The organism is Chondrinema litorale (genome assembly GCF_026250525.1).
GTDB classification, from domain to species: domain Bacteria; phylum Bacteroidota; class Bacteroidia; order Cytophagales; family Flammeovirgaceae; genus Chondrinema; species Chondrinema litorale.
The window spans coordinates 3,090,731-3,110,321 of sequence record NZ_CP111043.1 but is presented as its reverse complement, the minus strand read 5'-3'; the positions used below and the strand labels follow the sequence as shown (position 1 = coordinate 3,110,321).

General features: G+C 33.1%; 14 protein-coding genes. 2 read left to right on the top strand and 12 right to left on the bottom strand.

Annotated features, from left to right (window positions below; all coding sequences use genetic code 11):
• Positions 1-9: 9 nt before the first annotated feature.
• Positions 10-1,233 (top strand): 3-phosphoshikimate 1-carboxyvinyltransferase, encoded by a 1,224-nt coding sequence (locus OQ292_RS12785; protein ID WP_284682524.1) that lies wholly within the window; start codon positions 10-12, stop codon positions 1,231-1,233.
• A 40-nt stretch (positions 1,234-1,273) separates the two neighbouring features.
• Here the strand turns inward: OQ292_RS12785 and OQ292_RS12780 are convergent, their stop codons facing one another.
• From OQ292_RS12780 to OQ292_RS12740, 9 genes are all read right to left on the bottom strand, one after another.
• Positions 1,274-4,465: a WD40/YVTN/BNR-like repeat-containing protein gene (locus OQ292_RS12780; protein WP_284682523.1), complete on the bottom strand. Its 3,192-nt coding sequence runs from the start codon at positions 4,463-4,465 to the stop codon at positions 1,274-1,276.
• A 152-nt stretch (positions 4,466-4,617) separates the two neighbouring features.
• Positions 4,618-5,850 (bottom strand): gliding motility lipoprotein GldJ, encoded by a 1,233-nt coding sequence (gene gldJ, locus OQ292_RS12775; protein ID WP_284682522.1) that lies wholly within the window; start codon positions 5,848-5,850, stop codon positions 4,618-4,620.
• A gap of 143 nt (positions 5,851-5,993) precedes the next feature.
• Positions 5,994-9,386, bottom strand: coding sequence for a transcription-repair coupling factor (gene mfd, locus OQ292_RS12770; protein ID WP_284682521.1), 3,393 nt, complete (start codon positions 9,384-9,386; stop codon positions 5,994-5,996).
• 47 nt (positions 9,387-9,433) lie between these two features.
• The gene (locus OQ292_RS12765; RefSeq protein ID WP_284682520.1) at positions 9,434-9,649 is read right to left on the bottom strand and encodes a hypothetical protein; all 216 of its coding nucleotides are present in this window, start codon (positions 9,647-9,649) and stop codon (positions 9,434-9,436) included.
• A gap of 5 nt (positions 9,650-9,654) precedes the next feature.
• Positions 9,655-10,209, bottom strand: a complete 555-nt coding sequence (gene lptC / locus OQ292_RS12760) for an LPS export ABC transporter periplasmic protein LptC (protein WP_284682519.1) — start codon at positions 10,207-10,209, stop codon at positions 9,655-9,657.
• Positions 10,210-10,431: 222 nt separating this feature from the next.
• Positions 10,432-13,380, bottom strand: a complete 2,949-nt coding sequence (locus OQ292_RS12755; protein WP_284682518.1) for a GAF domain-containing protein — start codon at positions 13,378-13,380, stop codon at positions 10,432-10,434.
• Positions 13,381-13,560: 180 nt separating this feature from the next.
• Complete coding sequence (locus OQ292_RS12750) at positions 13,561-14,061, bottom strand: NADH-quinone oxidoreductase subunit C (RefSeq protein WP_284682517.1); 501 nt, start codon at positions 14,059-14,061, stop codon at positions 13,561-13,563.
• Positions 14,062-14,064: 3 nt separating this feature from the next.
• Positions 14,065-14,586: an NADH-quinone oxidoreductase subunit NuoB gene (nuoB, locus tag OQ292_RS12745; RefSeq protein ID WP_284682516.1), complete on the bottom strand. Its 522-nt coding sequence runs from the start codon at positions 14,584-14,586 to the stop codon at positions 14,065-14,067.
• A 36-nt stretch (positions 14,587-14,622) separates the two neighbouring features.
• A complete protein-coding gene (locus OQ292_RS12740) occupies positions 14,623-15,732 on the bottom strand; it encodes a hypothetical protein (RefSeq protein WP_284682515.1) in 1,110 nt (369 codons plus the stop codon).
• A 652-nt stretch (positions 15,733-16,384) separates the two neighbouring features.
• On the opposite strand from OQ292_RS12740, the gene cas6 reads away from it, so the two are divergent.
• Positions 16,385-17,197 carry a CRISPR-associated endoribonuclease Cas6 gene (gene cas6 / locus OQ292_RS12735; RefSeq protein ID WP_284682514.1) on the top strand — a complete coding sequence of 271 codons (813 nt, stop codon included), beginning with the start codon at positions 16,385-16,387 and terminating at the stop codon, positions 17,195-17,197.
• On the opposite strand, the gene OQ292_RS12730 is transcribed toward cas6, so the two are convergent.
• The 3 genes from OQ292_RS12730 to OQ292_RS12720 all read right to left on the bottom strand — a co-directional run bounded on the left by OQ292_RS12730 (position 17,187) and on the right by OQ292_RS12720 (position 19,472).
• Complete coding sequence (locus OQ292_RS12730) at positions 17,187-18,356, bottom strand: site-2 protease family protein (RefSeq protein WP_284682513.1); 1,170 nt, start codon at positions 18,354-18,356, stop codon at positions 17,187-17,189. The two genes, cas6 and OQ292_RS12730, sit on opposite strands and share 11 nt — an antisense overlap.
• Before the next feature lie 97 nt (positions 18,357-18,453).
• Complete coding sequence (locus OQ292_RS12725) at positions 18,454-18,753, bottom strand: DUF6787 family protein (RefSeq protein WP_284682512.1); 300 nt, start codon at positions 18,751-18,753, stop codon at positions 18,454-18,456.
• On the bottom strand, positions 18,753-19,472 hold the full coding sequence (locus tag OQ292_RS12720; protein WP_284682511.1) for a 3'-5' exonuclease: 720 nt from the start codon (positions 19,470-19,472) through the stop codon (positions 18,753-18,755). Before OQ292_RS12720 ends, OQ292_RS12725 begins: the two co-directional genes overlap by 1 nt.
• Positions 19,473-19,591: the final 119 nt, after the last annotated feature.

The following is a 19,591-nucleotide window of genomic DNA, read 5'->3' as shown; positions in this document are numbered from 1 at the left end:
CTTAATACATTGACTAATCATAGCATAACACTCTCTCACTCAGGAGAGAAAATAAACGCACAAATTCCACTTACAGCTTCAAAAAGTGAATGTAATCGTGCGCTTATTATTCAAGCCTTAGCAGGTGATAAAATTACGCTAGATAACATTTCTGAAGCAAGAGATAGCCAAACAATGAAGCGTTTGCTACAATCAAACGAGTTAGAGCTTGATGTTTTAGATGCGGGTACAACTATGCGTTTTTTAACTGCCTATTGTGTGGCTAATAATCGTGAAACAGTGCTTACTGGTACTGCCAGAATGCAAGAAAGACCTATAAAAATATTAGTTGATGCATTAAGAATATTAGGTGCTGAGATTGAATACAAGAAAAATGAAGGTTATCCACCGATCTATATTAAATCTTTTGAGCAAAAAAATAAAGAAGTAAACATTGCTGGAAATGTCAGTAGCCAATACATTTCAGCATTGTTAATGATTGCACCTAAACTACTTTTAGGTATATCGCTAAACCTAGAAGGAGAAGTAACATCAAAACCATATATTTTGATGACACTCCAACTACTCGAACACTTTGGAATTAAATATACTTGGCAGGGGGCAAATATTAGTATTGAGCCTCAAAGCTATCAAAGCAATCATTATTCTATTGAATCTGATTGGTCTGGAGCAAGTTATTGGTACAGCATAGTCGCTTTAGCCAAAGATGCTGAAATAAAATTATTAGGGTTAAGAAATAACTCATTACAAGGAGATAAAGCAATTGTCGAGATCATGTCACAATTAGGTGTGAGCAGTACTTTTGATGAAGAAGGTGTGATTTTGAGAAAAACTACTCCTATTAAAGAATTTAATTTCGACTTTACGCATTGCCCAGACCTTGCTCAAACAATTGCTGTTATTTGCGCAGCTAAGGGTATTAAAGCTAAAATGACTGGCCTTGAAAGTTTACGCATAAAGGAAACTGATAGAATTGCAGCCATCCAAAATGAATTGGCTAAAATAAATGTGGAAGTTGTAGTTGATGGTGATAAAGGAATCGAAATAATACCTAATAATTTAAAAGTGGAAGGAGTTGTGTTTGATACATACGAAGACCATCGAATGGCTATGGCTTTTGCGCCTCTTTCTTTATTAGGAAATATCGGTATTGAAGAACCAGATGTAGTAAATAAATCTTATCCTCCTTATTGGAAACATCTAAAGCTAGCTGGATTTGAAATTACTGAATAAGATTAAAAGAGCTTCTGTTAAAACAGAAGCTCTTTTATTTTTAATTCCCTTTTGGCTCTTTCTCTGTTCCAGTCTTTAAGAAAACAGCAGGTAATTCACTTTCTTTATATAGTTTATTGAATGCATCTAATTCAATATCTATAATTTGCTTCATTTCTTCTTTATACTCTGCCCATTCAGCTAACAAATCATTCAATCTAATTTTTGCTCCTTCAGTTGGCCTTGGGTCATGTGTGTCTACTCTGCTTTTCAAATTAAGTAACTCTGCATTTAATTGATTTTTGAAATTAATTACATCCTGAAAAGTTTCTTGTTTCGGTTGAATTAATCGTTGTTCCCAAGCTTCAATTTTTGAAATTATATTCTTTCCTGTATCTAGTAAAATTTCAGTGCCATCAAGATCTTTCAAATAGTTATTGATATTCTCAACCTGTTTTTTAGCATCTCGCATCATATTAACAGACTTATGTATATCAATTACACTTTCTTCAACCGACATTAATATATCTTGTTGAGCCTCAAAGTCAGATGGTAAAACTTCTAACCTTGGATCTGGTAATATTTCACATTCAACAACTTGCACCTCATCTCCTAGCAACAATCTAATTTGATACTCTCCTGGCGCCACTATGTGCCCTCGGTAATCTCCCATAACAAATACATCTGGAATACTTGGAATTCCTTCTCGTCTAAAATCCCATGCAAACCTATTTACCCCTTGCTTAGTTGGCAAAAGTTGCTTAGGAGCTGGACCACCATCATAAGGCTTAAAGTTTTCATCTTTTTTATTATCGTATTTCCTAATAATCTTTCCGGTCTTATCTAAAATTTCTAATGTGATAAGCGTGCTATCTTTTTCTTTGATTTCCTCTTTTAGATAATAATCAATGATAACTCCATTGAGGGGGTTTTGTCCAAAGCCTGGAACTGGTTCTGGTGGAATTGGAGCATCTAATCTATATGTTGGTTTTGGAGCAAACAATTTTATCGAAACATCAGCTAATACTCCATCACTTTGTTGTAAGGCACTCATATCATCCAAAATCCAGAAACCTCTACCTGAAGTTGCGATTACCAAATCATTTTGTCTGGTGGTAATATCATTTATAGGGCTTATTGGTAAATTCAGTTGGAATTTTTTCCAATTATCTCCTCCATTATACGAAACATATAAGCCTGTTTCAGTACCTGCATATAATAAGCCTTGTGTTACTGGGTCTTCTTTTACTACTCTAACATAATCTTCAGAAGTAAATCCATTGGTAATCAATTTCCATGTTTCTCCATTGTTTTCAGACTTATAAACATAAGGAGTGTAATCATTTAGCTTGTATCTTAGGTGAGTAATATAGACTACAGATGGATTATGTGGTGACACCTCAATAGAATTTATAATTCCTTCTTGCAAGCCTTCAGGAGTGACATTTTTCCAGTTTTTTCCATTGTCTGAAGTTACATAAACCAATCCGCAATCACTACCTGTCCAAATTACTCCAGCTTTATGCGGTGATTCAACCATATATGTTAAAGTATTATAATTCTCTCCTCCTGCACCTTCATTTGTAAAAGGGCCTCCACCTTCACCTTGTTTTGTTGTATCATTCCTTGTTAAATCTGGGCTGATTTCTTTCCAACTTAGCCCTCCATCTATACTTGTTAAAACTTTATTTCCCCCATGATAAATTGTTTTTTTGTCATGTTGCGACATAATAATTGGCGCATTCCAATTAAAACGGTACTTCATATCCTTTGGAATTGACCCCAAACCAACTACAGGATAAGCCATAATATCTTTAGTAGCATTTGTTTTTTTATCAAATACTGAAATATTACCTTGATAACTGCCACCATAAACTAACTCTGGATTATCTTCATTAAATGCAATAAATGCACTTTCACCACCAGATACAGGATACCAATCTTTCCATCCGATACCTGAATTTTCAGTTCTACTTGCAATGGCAACTGTGGTATTATCTTGCTGTCCTCCATAAACAAAATAAGGAAACTGGTTGTCAGTAGTTACTCTGTAAAACTGGACTGTTGGTTGATTTTGCTGTGTTGACCAGCTTTTTCCACCATTAAATGAAATGTTAGACCCGCCATCATTCGCATTGATCATGATTTGATTATTTTCAGGATGAATCCATAAATCATGATTGTCTCCATGAGGTACAGCAAGAGGTTGAAAAGTTTTTCCACCATCTACGGATTTAAGTACAGGAGCATTTAAAACATAAACTACATCTTCATTCACAGGATCTGCAAATACCTCCATATAATACCAAGAGCGAGCTTGAGTCACCCTAGACTTGTTTATATATTGCCATTTTTTTCCTCCATCATCAGATCTATATACACCTCCTTCTTCTGCTTCAATATTTGCATAAACTCTTTCAGGGTTTGCTCTGGAAACTGATACTCCAATTTTTCCCATTACTTCTGGCAAACCTTCTGTAAGTTCTTCCCAAGTCTCTCCTGAATCAGTGGATTTGTAAAGCCCAGAACCTGCTCCCCCACTTTTAACTTTCCAGGGGAAACGTGTATGCTCCCACATTGCTGCATACAGAATTCTTGGGTTAGTCATATCCATAGACAAACTTGAAGCCCCTGTATTTTCATCTACATAAAATACTTTTTGCCATGTAACACCTCCATCAACAGTTTTATAAATCCCTCTATCTTCTGATGGACCATGAGCTGCACCTTGAGCTGCTACATAAACTATATCTGGGTTTTCAGGATGGATAATAATATCTGAAATATGTTTGGTTTTATTCAGTCCAATATTTTTCCAAGTTTTTCCGGAATCAGTAGACTTATAAACACCATCTCCATGAGAAGTCATCACACCTCTAATAGCATGCTCTCCCATTCCTATATAAATAACATTAGGATCAGATTCAGCTACTGCAACGTCTCCTACTGAACTTGAATTTAACTGACCATCTGTGATATTTTTCCAAGTTATACCAGCATCAGTAGTTTTCCATATACCTCCGCCAACAGTTCCCATGTAATAAGTCAATTTATCTTGTTTAACACCGGAAACAGTTACTGATCTTCCACCACGAAATGGCCCAATATTCCTAAATTTTAATCCTTTGTATTTTTCGGCATCTGGAAGTTGTATTTTTTCTTCTTGTTTTTTCTTTTTCTGAGCATGAAGAGGGGAATGGATCACAGAAAAAAACACAACCAAAATGGTAATGTAATAGTACAGTTTGTTCATCTTATTCTTTAAAATGTAGTTTAAATAATTAACACTTTAATCTAATGAATAAGATGTTTCAATAAAAATATGGAGAAATAAGAATAGTATAAAATAAAAAAAGCCTCAGAAAACTGAGGCTTTATATTATATAAACAAATTATATCTTAACATTATCTAGATTCTGGTGTGTTACCATCAGCACTAATCATTGCACATCTGAATCCAATAGTTGCTGTTGCAGAATCTTCTTCAAGATATCTTCTTGTACCTGGAGATAACCAGTATGCAACATCTTTCCAAGAACCACCTTTATAAACTCTTACATGATTATCTATAAAAGTAGTCCATTGAGGTTTGTCATATACATAATCCCAGCTAGCATCATCAAGGAAACCACTATTACGAACAGGGTTTAAGTCTTCAACATCTTGGTGAGAAAGAGGACGATAAATATCTTCGACCCACTCACTTACATTACCAGACATATTATATAAACCGTAATCGTTAGGAGGATTAGCAAATATCCAGTCAGTAATCATTGAACCATCATTCAATTTACCTGCAATACCTGCATAGTCACCTCTACCTCTCTTAAAGTTCGCCATAAAAGTTCCCATTTCATCACCGTAAGGATTTCTTAATGAGTGACCATCCCAAGGATAAATTCTTCTATGACTATGGTTTTCATCGTATTCTTGTACACCTATTAATGCTTGTGCTGCATATTCCCATTCTGCTTCAGTTGGAAGTCTATAGTTTGGTACAACAATACCTGACTCTAAAGGAATTCTTTCACCAGCTTCTACAGCTGACATTTCCTCATCAGTCCCACTTTCTAAAGCAAGGTTTCTATTAACCATTGTAGTTCTCCACACACAGTAGTTTTTAGCTTGCAACCAGTTAACACCAACAACTGGGTGATATCTGAAACCAGGATAACGGAAGTAATGATCTACATATGGATCGTTAAATGCCAAATCTTTAGACCACACAGTTGTATCTGGTAATGCCTCTTCGTAATACTGTTGACCTGAATCTCTTGCATAGTGAAGATATTCTAACCAGTGAATATTTGCTACTTCAGTCTCATCCATATAGAATGAGTTAACAGTTACAGTTCTTTCAATGTTATCCATTGCTCCTAAAAGGTCTTCTTCAAAGGAGCCTAAAATAATTCTACCTCCTTCAACATACCTTAAACCAGGTCCTAGCGGTTGACCTTCATATTTCCTAACACCGAATGAATTCTCATCTTTACCGTTGTAAGCCATCCCTGTAGTAGAACTTCTTTTTCCAGGGTTTGATGATGTAGGAAAGTCGTTCTTTTTCCCACAACCAGTCATAAAGATTGCGCCGACTAACAGCAAAGAAGAGATGTAAAAAAAGCTCTTTACTTTGTTCATGATATAATTTTTTTTAAAACTCGAGGTATTTGATTCTCGCTAAACAACTAACTATGTGATGCGCTATTTATTGCTTCGAAAAAATTAGCAGAACAGCAATTTGTTTAAATTTATTAGTAACCTTTTCAAGAATTATACCTAAATCAAATATTAAGCATTTCTGCGGCTACTTTCATAGCTTGATCTATTGAATTTATATCATTTATTATTAAAATAACCCTCTTTTTAGCATCTTTTAGCCTGCATATTTTAGGATTTTTTCTCACAAATGATAAAACTTTTCCAAAGTAATCAGAATTATAGAACTTTTCATTCTCATGACTAACAAAATAAGCTTTAAAAACATCATTTTTTAAAACTAATTTTTCAATTCCGAGCCTTTCACAAACCCATCTCAACTTAATTGTCTCAAAAAGAAGTTGAACACTATCTGGAATCGGTCCGAATCGATCAGTTAGAGAAGTCTTAAACCTATCTAATTCTGAATCATTTTTTATTGCATCTGCACTAATATAGAGATTTAAACGCTCTGAGATATTACTAACGTAAGTCTCAGGAATAAGTATTTCAAAATCGGTTTCAATATTACAATCAACCTTAATCTCTTGTGCCGATAACTCAATTTCTTTACTAAAAAGTTCTCTAAATTCAGTTTCTTTTATTTCTTGAATAGCATCTTCAAGTATTTTATTGTACATATCAAAACCTAAATCGGTTATAAAGCCACTCTGTTCTCCTCCTAATAGATTTCCTGCTCCTCGTATATCTAAATCTCTCATAGCCACTTTAAAACCATCTCCAAGATCAGAGAACTCTTCTAAAGTACTCAATCTTTTTCTTGCATCAGCAGTAAGATTGATTGTATTTGGTGTAATTAAGTAACAATAAGCTTTTCTATTAGATCTACCAACTCTACCACGCATTTGATGCAAGTCTGAAAGACCAAAGTTATGTGCTCTATTAATTATAATAGTATTTGCGTTTGGAATGTCCAAACCAGATTCAATGATATTAGTAGAAACCAATACATCATATTCACCTTCAATAAAGCGCATCATAATTTTTTCTAGTTTAGCCCCTTCCATTTGACCATGAGCATAAGCAACTTTAGCATCAGGAACTAAATGAATAATATTGTTGGCAATACTTTCAATATCACTAATTCTATTATGTACAAAAAACACCTGACCTCCTCTTTTGAGCTCATAACTTACAGAATCTCTTATAAATTCATCTGAATAAGTATGTAGCTCAGTTGTAACTGGTTGGCGATTTGGTGGTGGAGTTCCGATTACAGATAAATCTCGCGCTCCCATTAAAGAAAATTGAAGTGTTCTTGGAATTGGTGTTGCTGTAAGAGTAAGTGCATCTACATTTACCGTCATCTCTTTAAGCTTTTCCTTAACCTTTACACCAAATTTCTGCTCTTCATCAATAATCATTAAACCAAGATTCTTGAAATCCACATCTTTACTGGTTATTCTATGGGTACCAATTAAGATATCAACTTTTCCCTCTTTTACTCTTTTTAATGTATCTCTAATCTGTTTAGTAGAACGAAAACGATTAATATATTCTACCTCACATGGTAAGTTAGATAGTCTCTCCTTAAAAGTTCTATAATGCTGCGCGGCTAAAATAGTTGTAGGAACTAAAACAGCAACCTGCTTACTATCACATACAGCCTTAAATGCTGCTCTTATTGCAACCTCAGTTTTACCAAATCCTACATCCCCACAAACCAACCTATCCATTGGATGGGGCAGCTCCATATCTGCTTTTACTTCTTCCGTTGCTTTACCTTGGTCTGGAGTATCTTCATAAATAAAAGAAGATTCTAACTCAGCTTGTAGGTATCCATCTGGCGAAAACTGATAACCCGGAGCATTTTTTCTCTTAGCATAAAGCCTTATCAGATCCTTGGCAATGTCCTGAACTTTTTTCTTAACCTTCCTTTTTTTCTGCTCCCACTCTACAGAACCTAATTTACTAACCTGAGGAGTTCTACCTTCTTGCCCAGAATATTTTGAAATTTTATGAAGTGCATGGATACTAATAAAAAGAATATCATCATCTCGATAAATAAGCCTGATTGCCTCTTGTAGTCTTCCATTATTTTCCACTTTTTCCATTCCCCCAAAGCGTCCAATTCCATGATCCGAGTGTGTTACATAATCTCCAACCTTAAGCTCTTTAAGCTCTTTTAAGGTAATTGCCTTGGTCTTAGAAAATTTTCTTTTCTCGTAATACCTGTGAAATCGTTCAAAAATTTGGTGATCTGTATAACATGCCAACTTCAAGTTTGTATCCTCAAAGCCAGAGCGTAAACCAATATTCAATTCATTAAAAGCTGTATCAGGATTAATTTCTTCGAATATTAACTTTATTCTTTCTAACTGTTTGGGAGATTCAGCAGTGATAATAGTTGAAAAACCATCTAACTGTTTTTTGCCAAGCTCTTCAGTCAATAAGCTAAAATCTTTGTGAAAAGAAGGTGGAGGTTTACTTGCAAAAGTTACTACTTCTGCATCTTTCAGGTAAAACCTGTTTCCATATTCAAGACATTTAAACTTTTGAGAAATTGTGTTAAACTCTTCTGGAAGTTCAAATAAGTCTTCAGGGTTTTGTATTACCTGTGTATCACCACTTTTTTTTAGAATCTTATTAAAATCCTTTTGTGCAGTTGCAAAGTATTCTGCAATGGTATCAGTAGTTAGTTGTAAGTCTTTTATCCATATAAATGTATCTGATGGTATAAATTTAAGAAATGACTCACGAACTTCATGTAACAGTTTTGTTTGTACATCTGGTATAATTGCTGCAACTTCATGCGAATTGGTAGAAAGTTGAGTTATTGGATCAAAACTACGAATTGTCTCAATCTCATCACCAAAAAGCTCTAATCGATAAGGAGTTTCATTAGCATAAGAAAATACATCGATAATCCCTCCTCTCACTGCATATTGACCAGCTTCATAAACAAAATCAGCTTGTTCAAAATCGTATTCTCTAAGTAGCTCAACTATAAAAGAAACATCAACCTTCTCACCTACTCTTGCAGTAAGTGTATTTTCAAGCAAAGACTTTTGATTAATTACTTTTTCAGTTAATGCATCTGGATAAGTTACTATTAGATTCCCTGCTTTTAATTTTTTATTTATCTGATTTAATACTTCTGCTCGCTGTAAAACATTAGCATTTTCTACCTCAGTAAGCTGATATGGTTTTTTATAAGATGTAGGGAAAAAATATATTTCTACATTGGGAAGTAGATTCTGTAAATCGTTGTGAAAGTAAGAAGCTTCTTCTTTATCATGTAAAATAAAAAGGTGATTTCCTTTTTCTTGTTTATAGGTAATTGCTGCAAAAATTGCATCCATACTACCTGTAAACCCTTTAAGATTGATATTTTTTTCGGGGCTTTTAAATATTTGATGAAGAGCAGACTGATAAAAGCTATCTTCACTGAAAGTTGTCAGAAAATTATCAAGTGCTAAAGGTTCGTGCGATTGAGTATTTATGTCTTGTAAAGCCAAAGTAAACCTTATTCTTGTCTGATTAAAAAATTATTTCTACTGCGATTTCATTTCCTCTTTCTATTTTTCGGGTTTTTATTGGTTCCAGCAGATTTTTTTTCTTCTTCCTCCTCTTTCTTCTTGATGTATTGTACCCAAAGGAAACACACACCTGAAATCATGAAAGCCCAATAACTTGCCTGAATACCAAAATAAAAAGATTGGTGAACACCTATAATAAAAAATACTGCCCCAATAGAAAGCAATATAACTTTGAAATTCATATAATTTATTCCTGAATAGTAAATATTCCTGTAACTCCTCCGGTAATTTTAAATTCACTAAAATCCTGTTTTGCTCTTAATCCATTACCGTTAATTACTTCTGTTTGAGTTGTAATTTTAACAGGAGTGATGCTATCTGTAAAAATTTCTTGAGATTTTTTATCCCAATAAAGAACTTCGGTTTCTAAAGTTTGACCTTCTTCTTCATTTACAACTACTACATTTCTGTGTACAGAATAAGATTCGTCATATGCTTTAAAATAACCACTATCAGCCTCTAGGGTTGTGGTCTTGAGACCTAATGAATCATAAAACTCAACATAAAGTCCTTTGGGATATTCTTCGTCTCTACTCTTGAATTTATACTGAAGAGGAGCCTCAATTTTAAGCCTCACAGTAGAGTTTTGACTGTATAGTGTAGAAACATCTAGATAAGTCATGATGGGAGAATTCTCTTCTAACTCAAAAGTCTCAATGGAATCATCATCACTACAAGATACTAGAGTTGTAAGTGCTAATAAAAAAACTGAACTGTAGAGTAATAAATAAAACTTCTTCAAAATATCTGACTTTAACTAAATATTTCTCTCCTAAAAGAAAAAGTAAAATTGATAAAACACACTTATATTTTCAAACTAAAATTTAACTAGTCTGTTTTGCAAAATACAATATGGTTTATGTCAATTCTGATTAGGATTTAGATTAGTGCAAAAGAAGTTATTTTTTACCTATTTTTTCTAGTTTTAACAAAAAGCTATAGTTTTTAACAAACCACTCGCTTTTTATAGATCGATTATAACTCCTTTTATCTCAATTACATCAGGGTTTTCTGCTGTTTTTTCTGCCTTTACTAATACTGATATATCTTTAGAACTTGCTTTTAACTTACCTAACCATGAACTTTTTTCTGCAGCTTCGAAACATATATGTAAGTACTCTGCAAAAGAAGAAGTTCCCGACTCGTGAATGAAATATTCTTGCAATTTCTCAATAGAAATATTTTTCAATTCACCATCTGTATAACCTGTTTTTAGATAAAGGGCTTCATCTAAATTTTTAATAAAAGATTTACCAGTTGATTTCTCAAACACTAAATGAAATTGATAAGTGTTGATTAAATCTGAATTTGAAATAGAATCACCTTCTGCAACAGGTTTATTAATTGCTTCTTTAACTGGTTTTATTACTCCTGCGAATCTAATTTCATTTTGATCTTCTTCTTTTTCACAAATTCCTTCTAGTTTAAATTCTTTTACTTTATCATCTTTAGTTTTCATTTTAAAACTACAAGCAAAACTTTCTGTATTCTCTTCTTTTAGAAGGTATTTCTCCAATGATTGCGTGAAGCTTTCCACAGTATCTTCAGAGATAAGTGCTTTTAATTCGTTTAAAGTACTTGGCAGGTTTTCAAACTCAATTGAGCATACTTCAACAAAATTTGCTGATAACCACACAGGTATATCATTATTTAACCTTTCAGCATTAACATCTACAACTAATTCAATAATGCTTTCATTACTAATGATTGACGCACGTTCATATCTGGAGTTTAAAATTTCAACTTGCTTTTTATGTAGCTCAATTTCTTCTAAAGCTTTTCGATTCTCATTTTCGTGTTCTTCGAGAATCATTGCCTGTATTTTATATTTTTCTTCTTCTTCTTTGTAAAGAGAAATATCTGTAATTGCTCCACTTATTATGGTTATTTCATTATTTGCCTTATTTACTCCTGCTAATAATTTTATCCATTTTATATTTTCCCCCACTATAAGACATCCATCCCATTCTATATCCTCTCCTGAAGAAATTGCAGTATTTAATATTTCTTTAAAAGACTCTTTACTTTCTTCATCAAGTAAGGCGTCAAAATCATTGAGTGTTTTAAATTTAGATTTTTCTATTCCAGTAAGTTTATAAGCTCCTTCGCTTACAATTTTAAATGTAGCTTGGGTATCAGCATCAAAAACAAGCTGGAAAATCATTCCTGGCACTGCTGAAGCAATTTCTTCAAATGCTTCTTTCTCTTTAGTTAGATTCTGTGTTTTCTGAACAACTTCAGTTTCTAAATTATTTTTTAATTGCATCAATTCACCTTGCTTTCTCGACATCTCTTCTTGAGTAGCATAAAGCTCTTCTAGACTTTGACGCATCTCTTCTTCTTGAGCATTAAACTGCTCCTCTCTTTCTTGTGCATCAATTAAAAGCGTTTGGGTAATCTGATTACTTTTTAATGTTGATACCGTTGATGCAAGACTCTCTGCTATTTTCTCTACAAATTCGATTTTATAACCTTCAAGTTCTTTAAATGAAGCAATCTCGAGCACACCTTCAACAGTATCATTCAGCTTAAGAGGCACAATAAGCAAGAAATTAGGTTTCTGCTTACCTAAACCTGAACTTATACTAACATATGACTCAGGTACATCTTTTAAAACAGTTGTTTCTTTCTCGATAAATGTTTGTCCTACCAAACCTTCACCAAACTTCTTTGCTACTTTTAACTTCTTCTCTAAAAATTTCTTTTTATCATAAGCATAACAAGATACCATTTCCAAATACTGGTTATCTGGTTGCTCATTATTATGCATAAATATTGCACCTTGGTTAGCCTCTATGTATTTAATTAATTCTGATAATACCTGATCGCAAGTTTCTAAAAGGCTCTTATTGTTACTTCTCAATATAGCAGCAAAATTGGCTATACCACCACTAGTCCAAGCCCTTCTTTGTTCTTCTTCAGCAAGATCATCTAATTGATCTCTCATAGTTACCAAAGCATTACCAAGATAATCGTTTTCACTAGCAGGTTTAAAATTGTATTTAAAGTTACCATTACCAACTTCAATAGAGAATTTACTGGCTTCTTTAAGCATTTCTTTCACCTGATTTCCAGCAAGAATAATTGGGTTTAACTCATCTGAGGTTTCTTCTACACTTTCAGGAATAATTCCTAAAGCTAATTGATCTAGCAATTGCCTTGGTTTGTTTACGGCTTTTAATAGTGAAACTGAAAAAGAACGAGCTATTAAACCTCCTGCAATTGCAGCGATTACGGCAATTAATAAAGTTAAATAACTTGTATAAGAGATGTTGTCGTCATTTTTTACCATATCAATGGCCATCTCGTTTTCTTGTTCTTCTATAATAGTTGTAATTAGAGTTATAATATGACCCTCTAACTCAATTACCTCATTGGTTATAAATGGACCTATTTCTGCTGAAAAATCTCTGTTTGCTTGAAGAGTAGCAAGTGCAAAAACAGTATCTGTTACATTTTGGAGATTAGCTGTTTTTTTTATTTTATTGGTGATCATCTCATCCAGTTTGCGCTGTACTCTGCCATACTGATACAGATACTCCTCCAAAGAATCTAGTTTTTGAACAATACTATCAGCTTCTAATATTTCTTTAGCATTTTCCAGATCTTTAATTGCGGTGTTTACTGAGGTATCCCATTTAAGCTCTCTTTCTTTTACTATATCTTTATTTTCAGTAATTATATAGGCTCTCTGTAATGCCATATTTCTATCTATAGCATTAAGAATCTCCTTATTCGCTCTAATAATAGGAATATGTAGCTCAGTTAGTCTCTCATTAATACTTGTAGTTCTGTTAAGTCTGAAAATGATAATTGAACTAAATACAATAAGAAAAAAAATAAATAAGCCTACTAGTATAAAAATTTTACCTCTTAAGGTAAAAAGAGAAAACCTGCTAAACACTTTTTTCATAAAAAATGAAATTGATCTGAATGCAAGGTAAACGAGAATTAACCGCAAGACGTATAATGTCATTACATCTAAATTCTCCCTATAAACTCAAATTTTGAGTACTATTGAACGCTTATATAGCCTATTTTGGATAGGATTAATTGTAGGAATTAAATTAATTAAAGGTACTGAAACACACGATCAGTACCTCACCTTAATACCATGATAATATTCTTGCAGTTTGTAGTCTTTTCTTAGTGGGTAGCCCTCCCAATCTGTAGGTAAAAGTATTCTTCTCAAATCAGGGTGATTTTCGAATTTTATGCCTAATAAATCATACACTTCTCTCTCTAACCAATTAGCTGTTTTCCAAACACTAACTACTGAAGGCAAAACAGGTAACAATTCTGTAGATCTAGGAAGTTTAACTTTTAGGTTAATGCGATAATTAAATGGAATGGAATTTAATGAATAAATAACTTCCAAACTTTCTTCTTCTGGTTGGTTATCAATTCCTGTAATACAAGAAAGCATATCGAAATAAAGCTCCCGATGATCTCTTAGTAATAGACAAACTTCAACAAGTTTTTCAGGTTCTATTAAGATATACTCATCTACATTACCAGAAAAGGTTTCAGTTACAATATCTACTCCCAGATTATCTGAAATAATAGTTTCTATTTTCTGAATCAATTCGGACATACTTTATACTTTTTCTTTTTGCATTAAAGTTTCCAAAGCTGTTGGTGCCATTAATGTTTCTTTCCTTATTTTTTCCTGTAATTTCAAAAAACCACCAATAAGAGCCTCTGGTCTTGGGGGACAACCAGGCACATAAATGTCTACAGGAATTACTCTATCAACACCTTTTACTACATGGTAACCATGTTCCCAATAAGGTCCGCCACAATTTGAACAACTTCCCATCGAAATCACATACCTTGGTTCAGCCATTTGTTCATACAGTCGTCTTACTCTATCGGCCATCTTAAATGTAACAGTACCTGCTACAATCATCACATCAGACTGTCTTGGAGATGCTCTAGGAAACACACCAAATCTATCGAGATCATAGCCAGAAGCAAAAGTTGCCATCATTTCAATGGCACAACAAGCCAAACCAAAACCCATTGGCCACATTGAAGACAATCTTGCCCAATTAATTAAATCATCGACTTTTGTTACAACTACACCACCTTTACCAAATTTCTGATCGAGAAGTCCCATATACTATGAATAACTATAAGCTATTGGCTATTTTTCTTAATTATACTTTTTAGCTAGCTTGCTGTACTTTTCATCATACTCATTATTTCCCATACTTTTCCAGTACTTAGCTAAACCATCGTAAATATAGAAATAAAACCTGTTACCGTCAGAATTTACATCTTTGTTATAGTAAAGTGCGTTTTCGAATGCCTGTTTTGCCTTGGTACTATCAGGATCTTTCCGTTGGAGTACAATTCCCCGATAGGTTTCAAAACCAGCTTTATAAAAGTTATTTAGATTCTTCCAATTATTTGATTGAAGCAATGCATCCATCTCATTATACTTCTCTGCTTTATTAAGTACGGCTAAAAATTCTAGTAGGTAAAGCTTATTTCCAGGAAATTTTTGATGTAGTTGTCTATACAACTCTAAACCTCTTTGCTTTTTATTTTCATTATGAAAGTAGATATCAGCCAAGTATTCTAAAGATTCTGGATTAGTAAACACAGCTTTTTTTGCGGCTATTTCCAGTTCCTGTAACCCTAACTCCTTATCACCAGGCTTAAAAAAAATCATGAAAGGTTTGTAAACTGGGTGCTGATCTGGATAGTATTCTCTATAATAATTATATATACCCGATGGAAAATAAAACTCAATATACCTATCTTTCAATTCAATACATTGTTGAACCAGCTTGTACATATCTTTTGCCGCACCTACTGCTTTCATACTTCTACCAAACCTGTCATAATTTCTCATCATAACAGCTTTAGACATTAATTGAAATAAGATAGCATCTTCATTATCCTCATCCTCTTCTAAAATTTCTTCTGCAAGTTCATTAGCTTTTTCAAGCAACTCCATGTGTTTATTATATTTCTCGCTGTCTTCTTCAAAAGGATAATTCTCCCAATAAATACTCATAGCTTCAAGAAAAAAACCTGTTGGATGGCTTGGGTGATATTTCTTAAAATAGTTAGCTATATCTTCAGCTTTCTCAAACTGCCAGTTATACATAGCATACAGCCCTTCTTCTGCATATCTTTCATAAGCAGATGAAGTAGAAATTTTAGTTAGTGCCTGTGCATTAACCAGCTGGTTATACCACATAAAAGTAAAAAGTACCAAAGTACTTCTAAAAACAATGTTAATTCTCTTCCGCAAAATAGCTTTCTTCAGTATTTAATATGACAAAATAAATGATATAGGTAAAATGTAAGGATATAGTAAAATAACAATCAATTGACGTTGGGAATTTTAATAATAATGTTTTATTATGAAAAGCATCGAATATTGTAATTGTTTAGCTTTAATTCACAAAAAACCTTAGACTGTTTAACTATATTCTAGTACTGCGGCAATAAATTATTTCATAATTCCATAAATTATCATAAGGATAAGTATACTAAACCCTCAAAAACAACATTTTCCCTATTACAAATACATATTCTTTAGAAGTAAAGAAAAATCTATAGAGGAATACCATGAAAAAATATTTTTTTTAACAAAAGTGAGAATTAATTGTGATTTTTTTAGAAATGAATAATTTATTTTAATTTGTATTCCTCAATCAATATAGCACTAAACAGCAACAGATTTCAATTAAACTTTTGAAGATAGCCTCATTTGAGATGCTAGTATTTGTAAGAATTTGAATAAACATTGCATTAAATGACTAATTCTTATGTTAATCAATCATTTAAGAAACATCAGGTAGTAGTCACCTACACATGATTATTGATAGTAAAAACATAAAAGTAAAGCAAAGTCGTTTAGCAATAGAAAATTTTTAAAGAGAGACCTAAATTTTTTTAAGGTGAGGATACGAATCATATTTGAACTTAAGAATAAGGGTGCTGTACTTCCTTTTCATCATCAGAAACAGATACGTGCTTTGTTCAGGCAGGTGGTGGGAGAAGACTACCTAACGGATAACCAAAATTTCAACTTTTCAGGCTTAAAAGGTCAAACCAAGGTAGGAAGAGAAGGACTTCATTACTTCTCAAAATATGTAACTTTAGTTTGCAGCAGCATCGATAAAGAGTTTATCAATTATTTTATAAATAAGCTCTTTGACTATGATAACATATTACTAGGAGATCTACTACTAGAGCCTATATATGTTGAAAAAGAGGTGAATGATAGAGAATTTAAGGAGTCGATGAGATATTTGTGTCTATCTCCATTGGTTGTTCTAAATACAGACAGCAATGAAAAAAACAAGGAGTTTATCCACCCTACATTAGATAAGTTTTCTGATTTTCTGTACGAATCTACTATGTTACGTATGGAAAGATCGAAACTTTACACCAGTCAGGAGATCGAATCTTTCTACAAATTCCAGATCATTCCAGACAAAATATACTTAGATAAAATCCACAAAAAAGAGAAAAAATTTGCAAGAATTTATACAACCATAAAGCAGGGCAGAATTTTAGAAGTGAGAGGTTACACCTTCCCATTTGCGCTTTATGCACATCCTAAAGTGCAGGAATTTGTATATAACTGTGGATTTGGAGAATTAACAGCAAATGGTTTTGGTATGCCTGATTTTGTAGATACAGGACATATCACCAAAGAAGTTATATTCGAGAAACAAATAAACAGCAAAGAAAAACTTAAGTTATAATAAATGGGGCTGGAGAGAAAGAAATCACAAAAATTATCAGTGAAATCCAGCCTATAACTTTTCTCTTGGTATCCAGTGGTTTGCGTTCATAAGTTTCAGGATGATACACTCCTAAGACTCTCCCCAATAGCAAGCCAAAAACTAACCAGCCACTGAAACCAATTACCTCCGGAAAAATATATTTTACCAGCAATTGGAGGCTAAATACGCCAAAAACTATAAGAACAATATGCAATTTATTTTTGCTGAGTTTGTCAAAAACAAAAAACAAAAACAGTAGATAAAAAGCTACCATTTGCATATTATAATCAAAGTTTTCTACAAAATCTTGGATAGAAAATATACCCAAGCCACCTATAAAGATAAATAACACAAAAAAAGCAGGTGATGCAATCCTATGTTTTTTCGAGCCAATTAATCCATACAAAATATGTCCCCCATCTAGTTGACCAATAGGAATTAAATTAAGTGCTGTAAAGAAGCATGCTAAAAAACCAGCCAACAGCCATGGATAATGCATAATCTCATGCGGATTTGGAATTCGTGCAGGATCGTCTACTAAATATGCTTTACAAAACTCATATAAAAGGTTGGTTCCCATTTGTAAATTGGCTCCTTCTGGTAAGTCTTTATAAGCTTCTTCCTCGTAATTAGCACCAAGCTCCTTGTATTCTGGGTGAATTTCATAAATATAATCTGGCTCAGGCAGATGAGTAAAGCCATAAAAAATAACAAAGAGGGCAACTATAAATCCTGCTAAAGGACCAGCTATTCCCACATCGAAAAACTCTTTGCGAGACCTTATCATACTTTTTATTCTGATAAAAGCCCCCATTGTTCCGATTGCTGGCATTAATCCCAAAAACCAAAAAGGTATATAAAATGGCAATGTTACTTTAAGCTTATAGTATTTAGCAGTAAAATAATGGCCAAATTCATGAAATGTAAGAATAGTTAGAAAAGGAATCGAATAAGTTAAACCCTTAATTAAATCTGACTTTTCTATATCTGTCAAATAGCGCCAGACAGCTTCAAGAAATGTCCAATCTTCACCTTCAGGTATTGTTATAAACCTACCTGCGGTCCATTCCATACCGGCAAAAGTAGTAGCAGTAAAAGTTAAGAGGAATAAAAAAAGATGTAAAAGTCCTTTCTTCAAAATAAAAATTATAGTTAAAAGCTGATTGAAGCAATGATAACAAGTAAAGAGAAATTTGAAAAAATAAATTCAGAAAGCTGCTTTACAAAAAATATATTTAGCGCTTAAATACTTTAAACATCCTCCCCCACATCCGTTTTTCAAAATTCCAGAAAAAAGTAAATTGTCCGAAAATCGCTCCAACTGTAATGAGCAATACTTGATAAATAAGAAAGCCTAAAAAGTATATGCCAACTGTCTGTAAAGTTGAAATATCTCTTCCTGTATAATCAAATATTAATGCTGTTATTTTTGCAGTAGAAGAACCCGTAATAGCAAACACGATCAAAATAATTAATACTTGCCAACCATTTTTTACTCCCCACCTAGTTTTTAATTTCTCAATCCACTTTGCCATTAGACTTTAAAAATATTTTCTGGTTTTAAATCTGGTAATACTTGCAACCTAAGATAAATGCGGGCAGTTACAATTACATCATTTCGACAATATTCTTTAATTCTATCCAAATCTCCCTCTTTGTGAAACACTCCACTCACCATACTTCCATCCATATCTGTTTTGCTAGATTCTATGCCAAAAAGTGCAGCAAGTAATTCTAATGATGTATAATTTCTAACCTCACCAAATCGCCACATTTGCATGGTATCTTCATGAGGTATTTCCCAAGGTTTCTTATTATAGAAGTCTAACACTACAGGAAGAGATATTCCATGTACCAGCATTCTTCTGCATAAAAAAGGATAATCAAACTCTTTCCCGTTATGAGCAACAAAAGTAAGTTTATTCTGGTCGAACTTTTCTTCTACCAATTGTTTAAAATCGTTCAGAATTTCCTTTTCATCTTTTCCAGCAAAAACCTTTACTCTTAAACAAGTCTCCTCATTTTCATTTAAATGAAAATAACCTACTCCTATAGATATAATTCTTCCAAACTCAGCATATAGCGCAGCTCTGCTCGAAAACACTTCAGAAGGATCACTTTCAGCATCAAACTTCTTAGCTTTTCTATCCCACAGCGGCTTAAAACGTTCATTAAGATTCTCGTAATCAGGCACTACTGATGCTGTTTCAACATCTATCACCAATAAATTTTTAATATCTGGAGTTACTCGCAAAGCTCAAAAAGTTAAAATCTATAATAAGGAAATAGTACGTAAAAGTACAATAAACTCGCATATCTGTATTTGAAAAATGAATTTATTACGATACTACCTCATTTTAAAATTTCATCAAA